The sequence below is a fragment of the Pseudomonas sp. GW823-FHT05G12 genome (genome assembly GCF_058795575.1).
Map to the genome: position 1 here is coordinate 100,048 of NZ_CM179501.1, position 12,164 is coordinate 112,211.

Below are 12,164 nucleotides of genomic sequence, written 5' to 3' on the forward strand. Positions count from 1 at the left end.
GCGTCGCGATGGGCTGCAAAGCAGCCCCAGAATCCCAACCTCATTCCTCAAACCGGATCGGGCACAACTCCACCCCTTCCAGCTTCTGCAACTCCTCGATCACTTGGGGCCTGGCCCGGTGCAAGGTCAAACTCCCCCCCAATCGCCGCAACCTTCGTGCCTCACGGTGCAACATGTCCACACCCGAGTAATCGATGAAATTCACCTGCCGGGCATCGATCACTACATGCGGCCCCTGGCAGCGCTGCAAGCGCACCTGCAGGTAATGCGCCGCACCAAAGAAAATCGACCCACCTACCCGCAATACATCCGCGTCCCCTTCACGGCTTTGTTGGATCCGTGGTCGTGAGGTGCGCTTCAAATAGAAGAACAGCGAAGCCAGTACCCCGGCATAGATGGCCGTCTGCAGCTCCAGCAGCAATGTCGCTGCCGCCGTCAGCGCCATCACCAGAAACTCCGAGCGGCTGACCCGGAACAATGCACGGATCCCTCGGTGGTCCACCAACCCCCAGCAGATCAGCAGAATACTGCCGGCCATGGCCGGTATCGGCAGGTGCGCGATCAGGCCGGCGCCAGTCACCGCGAACAACGCCACCCACAGCGCCGAAAACACCCCGGCCATGGGCGAGCGGGCGCCCGCCTCGTAGCTCAGGCCCGAGCGGGTGAAGGAGCCGGCAGACAAGTAACCCGAGAAAAATGCACCGGCAATGTTCGACAGGCCCTGTGCGCGTATTTCCTGGTCCGGGTCGATTAGTTGTTCTGAACGTGCCGATAACGAGCGAGCAATCGACAGACTGGTGACCAACCCCAGCATGCCTACCGCCACGGCGCTGGGCAGCAGACGCAACATGAGCTCCACGTCCAGCAAAGGCAGCGGGCTGAAAGGCGGGAGTTGCCCGGTGAACGCTGCCACCCGCGGTACATGGCCAAAGAAGCCCGGCATCAGCCAGGCCAGCAAGCTGACCAGGATCAGGCTTATCAACAGGCTCGGCCAGCGTGGGCGCCAGAGTTTGAAGGCCACACCGATCACGACGGTGGCCAGGCCCAGCAGCAAGGAAGGCAGGTCGACCTCGCCTGCGTGGCTGGCCAGGTCTTGCACGGTCATCAGCGCGGTGGCCTGGCTGGGCAGGGCCATGCCCAGCAGGTTGGGTAGCTGGCCCAAGGCAATGACGATGGCGGCACCCAGCGTGAAGCCGAGCACCACGGAATGGGAGACGAAGTTGACCAGCGCACCGAAGCGCAACAGCCCGAGCAGCAGCTGGAAAATGCCGCCGAGGAAGGTCAGCAGCAACACAAGCGTGATGTAGTCAGCGCTGCCGGCCACGGCCAGCGGGCTGATGCTGGCGTAGAGCACGATGGAAATGGCAGCGGTCGGGCCGCAGATCAGGTACCAGGAAGAACCCCACAGGCAGGCGATAAGTACCGGCACGATGGCGGCGTAAAGCCCGTATTCGGCGGGCAGGCCGGCGATCAGGGCGTAGGCGATGGATTGCGGCAGGGCGAGGATGGCGCCGCTCAAGCCTACCAGCAGGTCCTGGCGCAGGCTGCGGCCCGATTGGCGGGGAAGCCAGGTGAGGAAGGGCAGCAGTAAAGAGAGGCGATGCATGGGTTATCCACAATCCTTAAGGGGTCGCCAAGCCCTGTGGGAGCGGGCATGCCCGCGAAAAAGCCAACGCGTTGCTTGGCACCGGCTTTGCCGGTGTTCGCGGGCGCGCCCGCTCCCACAGGGTTGGTGTGTTGCTTTGTGAGATTACAGTTTGGCTTTGACGGCCTCCAGGGCATCCCCATCGGCCTTGGTGGTAACTCCGGCCAACCACCCATCCAACCGTTCAGGATGCGCTTTCACCCAGGCCTTGGCCGCTTCATCGAAGCTGATCTTCTTGTCTACCACCTCGGCCATGATGCTGTTTTCCATGTCCAGTGTGAACTTGAGGTTACCTAGCAGCTTCGCCGCATTCGGGCAGGCTTGTGGATAACCCTTGCGCGTCAGCGTGTATACCTCGCCCTTGCTGCCGAACCACTTTTCCCCGCCGGTCAGGTAATGCATTTTCAGCTTCACGTTCATCGGGTGCGGGGTCCAGCCAAGGAAGGTGATGAATTGTTGCTTCTTCACCGCCCGGTCGACCTGGGCCAGCATCGCCTGCTCGCTGGACTCCACCAGCTTCCACTGGCCGAGGTTGAATTCATTCTTGTCGATGATTGCCTTGAGCGACAGGTTGGCCGGGGCGCCGGAGCCGATTCCATACAGCTTTTTGTCGAACTGCCCGGCGTGTTTCTGCAGGTCAGCGAAGTCCTTCACCCCGGCATTCCACACATAGTCGGGCACTGCGAGGGTGAACTCGGTTCCCTCCAGGTTGCGCGACAGCTGCTGCACATCGCCATTGGCGATGAACTTGTCATGGAAGCCTTGCTGCGCCGGCATCCAGTTGCCGAGGAAGGCGTCGACCTGGCCGTCCTTGAGGCCGCCGTAGATGATCGGTACGGCCAGGCTGTCGATCTTCACCTGGTAACCCAGGCTTTCCAGTAACAGGCGTGCCACGGCATTGGTCGAGGCAATATCACTCCAGCCGGGGTCGGCCATTTTCACGGTACTGCATTGCGCATCGCTGTCTGCGGCGTGGGCCGTGGTGGCGCTCAGGGCCAGGACGAACACGGCGGCGGAGAACTTGTGCATGGCGGCCTCTCTTCTCAATCCAGGGGGGCGGGCTGTGGATAACGTGCCTTGCGCTCGAGGTCATCGAGATCGATGTGGTTGCGCATGTACTGTTGGCTGGCGTCCACCAGTGGTTGGTGATCCCAGCTTTTCAGCTTGCCGATGGCCAGCGCTTCGGCCACCAGGCGGCGGCGGCGCTGGCTGGCCAGCACCTGCTGGCGCAGGCTGGGGATGTCCCAGCGCTGTTGCGCTTCATCGACAAATGCCTGCAGCAGCACCTGGTGGTCCGGGCTGCCGGTGAGGTTCTCCCGCTCGTGCGGGTCGCGGCTCAGGTCATAGAGTAGGCATGGGTCGTCTTCGCTGTACACGAACTTGTAGGGCCCGCGGCGGATCATCATCAGCGGGCCGACGGTGCCTTCGGCCATATACTCGCCGATCACCTCGTCGTGACCGCCCTGCCCTTGCAGATGGCCCAGCAGTGAGCGGCCGTCCAGCTGCAGGTCTTTATCCACAGCGCCGCCAGCCAGTTCGACCAAGGTTGGCAACAGGTCGCAGGTCGACACCGAGGCAGTGACCCGGCCCGCCGCGAAGCGCTTCGGCGCATGGATCAGCAGCGGCACCCGCGCCGACATTTCGAACCAGTGCATTTTGTACCAGAGGCCACGTTCGCCAAGCATGTCGCCGTGGTCGCCGGAAAACACGATCACTGTGTCATCGGCCAGGTTGCATTCCTCCAGGGTCTGCAGCAATTGGCCGATGTTGTCATCGATATAGCTGCACGCGCCGAAGTAGGCGCGGCGGGCGTCGCGAACCTTATCCACAGGCAGTGGCTTGTTCCACAGGTCGTAGACCTTCAGCAGGCGCTGCGAATGCGGGTCGAGTGCTGCCTGGCTGAACTCGGCACGGGGCATGGGGATATCCACACCTTCGTAGCGGTCCCAGTAGCGTTTGGCAATGGTGTAGGGGTCGTGCGGGTGGGTCATCGAAACGGTCAGGCAAAATGGCCGGCCATCGTTTTCGCGCACATGGTCGTACAGGTACTGACGCGCCTTGAACACTACCTCCTCGTCGAAATCCAGCTGATTGGTGCGCACGCACGGACCGGCCTGCAGCACCGAGGACATGTTGTGGTACCAGCTTGGACGCACATCGGGTTCGTCCCAGTTCACCGCCCAACCGTAGTCGGCCGGGTAGATGTCGCTGGTCAGGCGTTCTTCATAGCCGTGTAACTGGTCCGGGCCGCAGAAGTGCATCTTGCCCGACAGCGCGGTGCGGTAGCCCAGGCGACGCAGGTAATGGGCGTAGGTCGGCACATCGGCAGGGAAGTCGGCCGCGTTGTCGTAGGCGCCAATGCGGCTGGGCAACTGACCGCTGACCAGGGTGAAGCGTGATGGCGCGCACAGTGGGCTGTTGCAGTAGGCCGAGTCGAACACCACGGCTTGCTCGGCCAGACGGCCGAGGTGCGGCATCTTGATGGGCGAAGGGCCGTAGATCGGCAGCAAGGGCGCGGCCATCTGGTCGGCCATGATGAACAGGATATTCGGACGCGTCATAGTGGCTTCCATCGTTGAGGGTTATGCGAACCGCTTGCCTACCAAGATGCGACTGTGGATAACATGGGTAAAGCCCATGGCGGGCAATGACTGGGATTAGCCAAGCTTATGTTTGAGCACCTTGCTGGGTTGTCGCTGGATACCTTGCGCGTATTCGAGGCCGCTGCGCGCCTACGTGGCTTTACTGCTGCCGCGCTGGAGTTGGGTACCACGCAGCCGGCAGTGAGCCAGCAGGTGAAGCGCCTGGAGGCACAGTTGGGCACGCGCCTGTTTGACCGCATTTACCGGGGCATCGAGCTTACCGAGGCTGGCCAGGTGCTGTTCGAACAGGTGCATCAGGGGCTGCAGGCTATGGATGACGGTATTGCCCAGGCCGGCGGGCGCGGCCAGCGCGAAGTGCTGCAGGTCGCCACCGACTTTGCCTTTGCGGCGTTCTGGCTGATGCCAAGGCTGCAGCGCTTTCATGAGGCTTATCCACAGGTGGATGTGAGCCTGGTGACGGGTGAGCGCAGCCAGGGCATGTTGCGCCCGGACATTGATGTGGCGGTGCTGTTTGGCGATGGACGCTTTCACCAAGGAGAAAGCCGCTGGCTATTCGATGAGGAAGTGTTCCCGGTGTGCAGCCCCCATCTGATTCATGGCAAAGCCTTGTCAGCTGTGGCTTTGCAACGATTGCCGCTGCTGCATTTGAAGGGCGAGCAGGCCAGCCGCTGGTTTGACTGGGCGGGGGTATTTCGTGGGTTTGGTGTGGACAGCCCACCGCCGGCGGGGCAGCTGCGGTTTGATAACTATACCTTGCTGATTCAGGCAGCGATTGCCGGGCAAGGGGTGGCGATTGGCTGGGCGCACCTGGTGGACAGGTTGGTGGAGCAAGGGTTGCTGTGTCGGCCGCTGGAGGGGAGTTTGCGCTCGGAACGCGGTTATTACGCGGTGTTGCCACCGCGCAAGCGGCGGGGAGCGTTGATCGAGCGGTTCGTGGATTGGTTGGAGCAGGAGCGCAGCCTTTGAGATTTTGGGGGCCATCGCGACACAAGGCCGCTCCCAGAAAAACACTGCGCACGCCGGCCCATGTGGGAGCGGCCTTGCGTCGCGATGGGCTGCGCAGCAGCCCCCGGCAATCTAGACCACGAAGTTCAGGTGCTCGCCCCGGTGCAAGTCCAGCTCCAGCATGTCCACCATCCCCGCTGCGATCCTGGACAAGCGCCGCAACGGCTCAGCCAGCCCAGGCTCCAGCGTGCCTTCGGTACTGCGAAAATGCTCCATGCCCAACCCGGCCAGTTCCTCCGGTGCATTGATCAGCGTCCAGTGCAAGGCACTGCGCTGCAACCCATCAACCACCTGGGCCACGCATTCCCGTTCCTCCTCGCTGTACTTGCCCGGTTCATCCAGCACATCGAAATCGCCCACAAGCAGCAGCCGGCGTATAGTCGTACGCGCAAGCCCCGCCACCAGCGCCTCGCTCAAGCGTGCCTGCCCCGGCAGGTCACCCGGCGCCAGCGCTGGTAGCAGGGCGATCACCGCCGAGCCGCCCGCTGCGCCCTGCTCCGCCTGGTGGGCATCACCCAGCCCCCCTATCTTGAAGTGCAGGCCCGGGCGCGGCGAATGGCGGTTGAGGTCGTCGACCACGGCAATGACTTCGTGCTGGCGCGACAGCAGCTCGACCATCAGGGCATTGCCCAGGCTGCTTTCAGGCCCGAACAGGACCAGTTTGAACACTGGGGTTTCGGCGTTTTTCACTGCATCACTCCCGTTGCAGGTGGTGATGGTTGGACCGCAATCAGGAGTTATCGTGCAGAGGATCAAGGGTTATCACGCCCACGTTTATTACGACGCAGCCACCATGGAGCAGGCCCGCGAACTGTGCGAGGAGGCGGCGCGGCTGTTCCCGGTGACCATGGGGCGCATGCATCAGAAACCGGTTGGGCCGCATCCGGACTGGAGTTGCCAGCTGGCGTTCGGGCCCGAAGTGGTGGGAGTGGTTTTGCCTTGGTTGGCGCTGTACCGCAAGGGCCTGGTGGTATTCATGCATCCGGAAACCGGGGATGAACTGGCGGATCACCGGGATCATGCGATCTGGATGGGGGCCGTGCGGCCATTGAATCTGTCGGTTTTTGGGGGCTAGGCGGGGGTTGCCTGTGCTGGCCTCTTCGCGGGTGAACCCGTTCCTACAACGATATCGCAGAGCCAGAGGGTGGCACTGGCCCCGTAGGAGCGGGTTTACCCGCGAAGCAGACGACGCGATTTAGCGGCGTGCGCCACGCACCCCTTCAGCCAATGCCGAGCACAGGCTCAATACATCAGTCACCGCCTGATCGGCGCTTTTGGCCTGGGCGATCTTGTCGACCAGTGCCGAGCCCACCACCACACCATCCGCCAAGCGGGCAATGTTCGCAGCCTGTTCCGGCGTGCGAATGCCGAAGCCAACGCTGATCGGCAGATCGGTATGCCGGCGCAGGCGGGCAATGGCTTCGGTCACATGCTCGGTGGTCGCCGAACCGGCACCGGTCACACCAGCCACCGACACGTAGTAGACGAACCCGGAGCTGCGCTCCAGCACGCGCGGCAGGCGCGCGTCGTCGGTGGTCGGGGTGGTCAGGCGGATGAAGTCGATGCCTGCGGCCTGGGCCGGGGTAGCCAGTTCGGCGTCGTGCTCTGGCGGAAGGTCGACGATGATCAGGCCATCGACGCCCGCTGCCTTGGCTTGAGCCACGAACGTGTCCACGCCAAAGCGGTGGATAGGGTTGTAGTAACCCATCAGCACGATCGGCGTGGTCTGGTTATCCACACGGAATTCGCGAACCATCTGCAGGGTCTTGGCCAAGGTCTGGCCAGCTTCAAGGGCGCGCAGGGTGGCCAGCTGGATGGCCACGCCATCGGCCATCGGGTCGGTGAACGGCATGCCCAGCTCGATCACGTCGGCGCCAGCAGCCGGCAGGCCCTTGAGGATCTGCAACGAGGCGTCGTAGCCCGGGTCGCCAGCTGTGACGAAAGTGACCAGTGCCGAGCGGCCTTCGGCCTTCAGCTCGGCGAAGCGTTGTTCAAGACGGCTCATGCCTGTTTCTCCTGGGCGGCCATGTGGTTCATGACGGTTTGCATGTCTTTGTCGCCGCGGCCCGACAGGCACACGACCATCAGGTGGTCCTTGGGCAGCTTCGGTGCGCGCTTGATCGCTTCGGCCAAGGCGTGGGAGCTTTCCAGGGCTGGAATGATGCCTTCCAGACGGCAGGTTGCGTGGAACGCATCCAATGCTTCGTCATCGGTGATGCTGACGTACTCGACGCGCTTCACCTCATGCAGATAGGCGTGCTCCGGGCCGATGCCCGGGTAGTCCAGGCCTGCGGAAATCGAGTGGGCATCGGTGATCTGGCCGTCTTGGTCCTGCAACAGGTAGGTTCGGTTGCCGTGCAACACGCCCGGTACGCCGCCGTTCAGGCTGGCGGCGTGCTTGTCGGTGTGTACGCCGTGGCCACCGGCTTCAACGCCGATGATCTGCACGCTCGGCTCTTCGAGGAACTCATGGAACAGGCCCATGGCATTGGAGCCGCCGCCGACGCAGGCAACCAGGCTGTCTGGCAGACGGCCTTCCTTCTCTTGCAACTGGGCACGGGTCTCTTTGCCGATGATCGACTGGAAGTCGCGCACCATGGCGGGGTACGGGTGTGGGCCAGCCACGGTGCCGATCAGGTAGAAGGTGTCTTCGACGTTGGTAACCCAGTCACGCAGGGCTTCGTTCATGGCGTCTTTCAGGGTACCGGTGCCGGCGGTAACTGGCACGATCTCGGCGCCCAGCAGCTTCATGCGGAACACGTTCGCCTGCTGGCGCTCGATGTCGGTGGCACCCATGTAGATCACGCAAGGCAGGCCGAAGCGCGCGGCGACAGTGGCGGTGGCGACACCGTGCATGCCGGCGCCGGTTTCGGCGATCAGGCGCTTTTTGCCCATGCGCTTGGCCAGCAGCACCTGGCCGATGCAGTTGTTCACCTTGTGCGCGCCGGTATGGTTGAGCTCTTCACGCTTGAAGAAAATCTTCGCCCCGCCGCAATGCTCGGTCAGGCGCTCGGCGAAGTACAGCGGGTTGGGGCGGCCGATGTAGTCGCGCTGAAAGTAAGCCAGCTCTTCAAGGAACTTGGGGTCTGCCTTGGCCGCTTCGTATTCGCGGGCCAGGTCCAGCACCAGTGGCATCAGGGTTTCGGCCACGTAGCGGCCGCCGAACGAGCCGAACAGGCCATTGGCGTCGGGGCCGGGGCGGTATTGGGACTGGGTCATGGGGCGCTCCAAGGCGTAGTGAATGAGTGATGGGCTTTACTCTAACCACGGCAAGCTCGGCTGAAAACCGATAAGATTGCGTAAACTTGTCAGAAAAACTCACAGGTAAAATGGCCCACGACCTCCCTCCCCTCAATGCCCTGCGCGCCTTCGAGGCTACAGCCAGGCTCAACAGCGTCAGCCAGGCGGCGGAAGCGCTGCACGTGACCCACGGCGCTGTCAGCCGGCAGATCAAGGTGCTTGAGGAGCATCTGGGCGTAGCCCTGTTCGTCAAGGACGGGCGTGGCATCAAACTCACAGATGCCGGTGTGCGTCTGCGCGATGCCAGCGGTGAGGCCTTCGACCGGCTGCGCAGCGTGTGTTCCGAGCTCAGCCGTGATGTGAGCGACGCGCCATTCGTGCTGGGCTGCTCGGGCAGCCTGCTGGCGCGGTGGTTTATCCCGCGGCTGGGGCGGTTGCAGGCGGATTTGCCTGAGCTGCGCTTGCACCTGTCGGCGGGTGAGGGCGACTTGGACCCGCGGCGGCCCGGGCTGGATGCGTTGCTGGTGTATGCCGAGCCACCGTGGCCGGCGGACATGCAGGTGCACGTGCTGGCCGAAGAATGCATCGGGCCGGTGCTCAGCCCACATTTCGCAGGTTTCCAGCGCTTGCAGGGGGCGCCCGCCAAGGCATTGTTGGGCGAAGCCTTGCTGCACACCACTTCACGCCCGCAAGCGTGGCCTACCTGGGCGGTGCAACAGGGCCTGGACCCGACGGCCATTCACTATGGTCAGGCTTTCGAGCACCTGTATTACCTGCTGGAGGCTGCCGTGGCCGGATTGGGCGTGGCGATTGCACCGCAGCCACTGGTCGCCGATGACCTGCGGGCGGGCCGTTTGAGTGCGCCTTGGGGCTTCTCACCTACCCAGGCGGCGCTGGCATTGTGGGTGCCACGGCGCGCCGCAGACGGGCGCGCCGAGCAGTTGGCGCAGTGGTTACGGGCGGAACTTGCGCGGCAGAGCGCTTAGTTTCGCTTGCATATCAGGTAGGCCGCCAGCAGGCCCAGCGCACCAATGGCCACACCGGCGGTGGTGTATGGGTGCTCCTGGGCGTAGTCCCGGGTGGCTATGCCGGTCTGTCGGGTGCGCTGCTTCACTTCCTCGTACGCATCGCTCAGTAGGCTGCGCGAATGACGCAGTGCGCTTTCAGCGTTGCTGCGGATTGCCTTCACCGACTTCTGGGACTCTTCCGACGCATCATGCTTGAGGTGTTCCAAGCTTTTCAGAAGGCTCTCGATCTCCGCTTCCATGCTTTCCAGGGATGTTTTACGCAGCGAGTTGCGGTGCATGTTGACTCTCCTTTGCAGTATGGGCTGTAAGGATTGCGACCCTTGGGCTGCGTGAAAGTGCGATCGAACTTTCGCTGACAGTGACCGCTCGCAGGTAAACCAGGCCTGCGCTGCTAGGCTGAATCTCACTGTCAACCACGGAGAGCACTCATGACCGATCATCACACCTACAAGAAAATCGAACTGGTCGGGTCTTCGCCCACCAGTATCGAAGAGGCGATTAACAATGCTCTGGCCGAAGCCGGTAAAAGCATCAAGCACCTGGAATGGTTCGAAGTGGTCGATACCCGCGGCCATATCCGCGACAACAAAGCGGCGCACTTCCAGGTCACGCTGAAGGTCGGCTTCCGTATCGCCAATAGCTGAAACAACATTGGGTTGTATGATCCCGGCGTGATGAGGTATTCAGAAAAGGGGCGCCTTGGTGGGGCCCCTTCTGATTTCATCTGCACAAGGAACGCGAGTGATGAACAAACTGATTCTGGCGCTGGGCCTGATGACCCTGGCCGGTGGTGCGCTGGCAGCGGGCAAACCGTGCGAGGAACTGAAGGCGGAAATTGCGGCCAAGCTGGATGCCAAGGGCGTCACTGGCTACAAGCTGGAGATCGTCAAGAAAGGCGAGCCGGCGGGCAAGGTGATTGGTAGCTGCGAGGCCGGTAGCAAGGAGATTGTTTACCGCCGCGGCTAATGTGTTTGCTCATTCGCGGGCTTGCTCGCTCCCAAGTCAACCTATGGGAGCGGGCGAGCCCGCGACGAGGGTCACTCGGCCTTGAGGGCCTGCGCCATCAGCTCATATGACCGAATGCGGTCCGCATGCTCATACAGGTCACAGGTAAAGATCAGCTCATCCGCACCCGTCTGTTCCAGCAGCACTTCTACCTTGGCCTTTACCTTCTGCGGGCTGCCGATCATGGCCAGCCCCAGGAAGCTGGCCACCGTCTCCCGTTCATGGGGCAACCACAGCCCATCCATGCTTTCCACGGGTGGCTTCTGCATCAGGCTCTGTCCACGAATCAGCGCCAGGATGCGCTGGTAAACCGAGGTGGCCAGGTATTCGGCCTTCTCGTCGGTCTGCGCCACCACCATGGGGATGCCCAGCATCACATACGGCTTATCCAGCGTGGTCGAGGGCCTGAAGTGGTTGCGGTACACGCGAATGGCCTCGTGCATGTAGCGTGGCGCGAAATGCGAGGCGAAGGCGTAGGGCATGCCGCGCATGCCCGCCAGCTGGGCACTGAACAGGCTGGATCCCAGCAACCACATCGGCACGTCGGTGTCGTACCCCGGTACGGCGATCACTTTTTGATCATCAGTGCGTGGCCCGAGGTAGCGCGAAAGCTCCTCGACATCGTCCGGGAAGTCATCTGGGCCGCCAGCGCGGTCGCGTCGCAGGGCATAGGCCGTCATCTGGTCCGAACCCGGCGCGCGGCCCAGGCCAAGGTCGATACGCCCCGGATACAGGCTGGCCAAGGTGCCGAACTGCTCGGCGATCACCAGTGGCGCATGGTTGGGCAGCATCACCCCGCCAGAGCCCACGCGAATACGTGAGGTGCCACCGGCCAGGTAGCCGATCAGCACCGATGTCGCCGAACTGGCGATGCCGTCCATGTTGTGGTGCTCGGCCACCCAGAAGCGGTTATAGCCAAAGCGCTCGACATGCTGCGCCAGGTCCAGCGAGTTGCGCAGCGATTGCGCGGGGCCAGCGTCGGCGCGTACGGGCACCAGGTCCAGGGTGGAAATCTTCAGGTCACGCAGCTGCGTCATGGAGCCTCCGCAAAAGTGATTGGCCAGAGGCCTTTTTGACTCTGTATGGGCGCGTTCGTTGGATTCAATGCCTGCAAGCATATTGCTCTGAACTTGCGGCAGGCGGCAGGCCTCTGAACCCTAGGTAAGCAACCCAGTGACCAGGAGGCATCATGAAAAAGACAGCATCGGCGATCTGGCAAGGTGGCCTGAAGGATGGAAAAGGTCTGCTTTCTACCGAAAGCGGCGCACTCAAGCAGAACCCTTATGGCTTCAACACACGTTTCGAGGGCACGCCCGGCACCAACCCGGAGGAGCTGATTGGCGCGGCCCATGCCGGTTGCTTCTCGATGGCGCTATCCATGATGCTCGGCGAGGCGGGGCTTACCGCAGAGCGGATCGACACGGCTGCAGAGGTGACGCTCGACAAGCAAGCTGACGGTTTTGCCATTACCGCGGTGCATCTGGTGCTCAGGGCCAAGGTACCTGGGGCCAGCGAGGCTCAGTTCCTGGAGATTGCCAACAAGGCGAAGGAAGGCTGCCCGGTGTCCAAGGTTTTGAATGCAAAGATCAGCCTGGATGCGGCGCTGGTGGGGTGAAACGGTGCAACGGTGGTGGTTTG

At 62.6% G+C, this 12,164-nt stretch carries 14 protein-coding genes; 6 read left to right on the forward strand and 8 right to left on the reverse strand.

The window, feature by feature from the left end:
• Nucleotides 1-40: 40 nt before the first annotated feature.
• From AC3RCM_RS00460 to betC, 3 genes are all read right to left on the reverse strand, one after another.
• Nucleotides 41-1,606, reverse strand: a complete 1,566-nt coding sequence (locus AC3RCM_RS00460; RefSeq protein ID WP_064492534.1) for a SulP family inorganic anion transporter — start codon at nt 1,604-1,606, stop codon at nt 41-43.
• A gap of 144 nt (nt 1,607-1,750) precedes the next feature.
• Complete coding sequence (gene choX, locus AC3RCM_RS00465; protein ID WP_003253093.1) at nt 1,751-2,674, reverse strand: choline ABC transporter substrate-binding protein; 924 nt, start codon at nt 2,672-2,674, stop codon at nt 1,751-1,753.
• Nucleotides 2,675-2,688: 14 nt separating this feature from the next.
• Nucleotides 2,689-4,206 (reverse strand): choline-sulfatase, encoded by a 1,518-nt coding sequence (gene betC / locus AC3RCM_RS00470; protein WP_104886841.1) that lies wholly within the window; start codon nt 4,204-4,206, stop codon nt 2,689-2,691.
• A gap of 108 nt (nt 4,207-4,314) precedes the next feature.
• Here betC and AC3RCM_RS00475 point away from each other — a divergent pair, with 108 nt between their 5' ends.
• Nucleotides 4,315-5,214, forward strand: a complete 900-nt coding sequence (locus AC3RCM_RS00475; protein WP_409319852.1) for a choline sulfate utilization transcriptional regulator — start codon at nt 4,315-4,317, stop codon at nt 5,212-5,214.
• A 111-nt stretch (nt 5,215-5,325) separates the two neighbouring features.
• On the opposite strand, the gene AC3RCM_RS00480 is transcribed toward AC3RCM_RS00475, so the two are convergent.
• Nucleotides 5,326-5,943, reverse strand: coding sequence for an NAD(P)-dependent oxidoreductase (locus tag AC3RCM_RS00480; protein ID WP_198747079.1), 618 nt, complete (start codon nt 5,941-5,943; stop codon nt 5,326-5,328).
• Nucleotides 5,944-5,995: 52 nt separating this feature from the next.
• Here AC3RCM_RS00480 and AC3RCM_RS00485 point away from each other — a divergent pair, with 52 nt between their 5' ends.
• Nucleotides 5,996-6,328 (forward strand): DOPA 4,5-dioxygenase family protein, encoded by a 333-nt coding sequence (locus AC3RCM_RS00485; protein ID WP_020189868.1) that lies wholly within the window; start codon nt 5,996-5,998, stop codon nt 6,326-6,328.
• 120 nt (nt 6,329-6,448) lie between these two features.
• Here AC3RCM_RS00485 and trpA read toward each other — a convergent pair whose 3' ends face one another.
• On the reverse strand, nt 6,449-7,258 hold the full coding sequence (gene trpA / locus AC3RCM_RS00490; RefSeq protein ID WP_064492530.1) for a tryptophan synthase subunit alpha: 810 nt from the start codon (nt 7,256-7,258) through the stop codon (nt 6,449-6,451).
• Entirely contained in the window at nt 7,255-8,472 is a 1,218-nt protein-coding gene (gene trpB, locus AC3RCM_RS00495) for a tryptophan synthase subunit beta (RefSeq protein ID WP_010951489.1), read from the reverse strand. The genes trpA and trpB overlap by 4 nt, the downstream gene beginning before the upstream one ends.
• 110 nt (nt 8,473-8,582) lie before the next feature.
• On the opposite strand from trpB, the gene AC3RCM_RS00500 reads away from it, so the two are divergent.
• On the forward strand, nt 8,583-9,479 hold the full coding sequence (locus tag AC3RCM_RS00500) for a LysR family transcriptional regulator (RefSeq protein ID WP_198747078.1): 897 nt from the start codon (nt 8,583-8,585) through the stop codon (nt 9,477-9,479).
• On the opposite strand, the gene AC3RCM_RS00505 is transcribed toward AC3RCM_RS00500, so the two are convergent.
• Nucleotides 9,476-9,799, reverse strand: a complete 324-nt coding sequence (locus AC3RCM_RS00505) for an ElaB/YgaM/YqjD family protein (RefSeq protein ID WP_003253078.1) — start codon at nt 9,797-9,799, stop codon at nt 9,476-9,478. The genes AC3RCM_RS00500 and AC3RCM_RS00505 overlap by 4 nt on opposite strands.
• A 150-nt stretch (nt 9,800-9,949) precedes the next feature.
• On the opposite strand from AC3RCM_RS00505, the gene AC3RCM_RS00510 reads away from it, so the two are divergent.
• Both AC3RCM_RS00510 and AC3RCM_RS00515 read left to right on the forward strand, forming a co-directional pair.
• Nucleotides 9,950-10,165 carry a dodecin gene (locus tag AC3RCM_RS00510; protein ID WP_003253076.1) on the forward strand — a complete coding sequence of 72 codons (216 nt, stop codon included), beginning with the start codon at nt 9,950-9,952 and terminating at the stop codon, nt 10,163-10,165.
• 100 nt (nt 10,166-10,265) lie between these two features.
• Nucleotides 10,266-10,487, forward strand: coding sequence for a DUF1161 domain-containing protein (locus AC3RCM_RS00515; protein WP_064492528.1), 222 nt, complete (start codon nt 10,266-10,268; stop codon nt 10,485-10,487).
• A gap of 71 nt (nt 10,488-10,558) precedes the next feature.
• Here the strand turns inward: AC3RCM_RS00515 and AC3RCM_RS00520 are convergent, their stop codons facing one another.
• Nucleotides 10,559-11,563, reverse strand: a complete 1,005-nt coding sequence (locus AC3RCM_RS00520) for an LLM class flavin-dependent oxidoreductase (RefSeq protein ID WP_492629297.1) — start codon at nt 11,561-11,563, stop codon at nt 10,559-10,561.
• 152 nt (nt 11,564-11,715) lie between these two features.
• On the opposite strand from AC3RCM_RS00520, the gene AC3RCM_RS00525 reads away from it, so the two are divergent.
• Nucleotides 11,716-12,141: an OsmC family protein gene (locus AC3RCM_RS00525; protein WP_003253070.1), complete on the forward strand. Its 426-nt coding sequence runs from the start codon at nt 11,716-11,718 to the stop codon at nt 12,139-12,141.
• Nucleotides 12,142-12,164 lie beyond the last annotated feature (23 nt).

Bases quoted from the DNA above. Each gene is read 5' to 3' on its own strand.
- AC3RCM_RS00460 (WP_064492534.1), bottom strand. From the start codon at position 1,606: ATGCATCGCCTCTCTTTACTGCTGCCCTTCCTCACCTGGCTTCCCCGC.
- choX (WP_003253093.1), bottom strand. From the start codon at position 2,674: ATGCACAAGTTCTCCGCCGCCGTGTTCGTCCTGGCCCTGAGCGCCACC.
- betC (WP_104886841.1), bottom strand. From the start codon at position 4,206: ATGACGCGTCCGAATATCCTGTTCATCATGGCCGACCAGATGGCCGCG.
- AC3RCM_RS00475 (WP_409319852.1), top strand. From the start codon at position 4,315: ATGTTTGAGCACCTTGCTGGGTTGTCGCTGGATACCTTGCGCGTATTC.
- trpA (WP_064492530.1), bottom strand. From the start codon at position 7,258: ATGAGCCGTCTTGAACAACGCTTCGCCGAGCTGAAGGCCGAAGGCCGC.
- trpB (WP_010951489.1), bottom strand. From the start codon at position 8,472: ATGACCCAGTCCCAATACCGCCCCGGCCCCGACGCCAATGGCCTGTTC.
- AC3RCM_RS00500 (WP_198747078.1), top strand. From the start codon at position 8,583: ATGGCCCACGACCTCCCTCCCCTCAATGCCCTGCGCGCCTTCGAGGCT.
- AC3RCM_RS00505 (WP_003253078.1), bottom strand. From the start codon at position 9,799: ATGCACCGCAACTCGCTGCGTAAAACATCCCTGGAAAGCATGGAAGCG.
- AC3RCM_RS00510 (WP_003253076.1), top strand. From the start codon at position 9,950: ATGACCGATCATCACACCTACAAGAAAATCGAACTGGTCGGGTCTTCG.
- AC3RCM_RS00515 (WP_064492528.1), top strand. From the start codon at position 10,266: ATGAACAAACTGATTCTGGCGCTGGGCCTGATGACCCTGGCCGGTGGT.
- AC3RCM_RS00520 (WP_492629297.1), bottom strand. From the start codon at position 11,563: ATGACGCAGCTGCGTGACCTGAAGATTTCCACCCTGGACCTGGTGCCC.
- AC3RCM_RS00525 (WP_003253070.1), top strand. From the start codon at position 11,716: ATGAAAAAGACAGCATCGGCGATCTGGCAAGGTGGCCTGAAGGATGGA.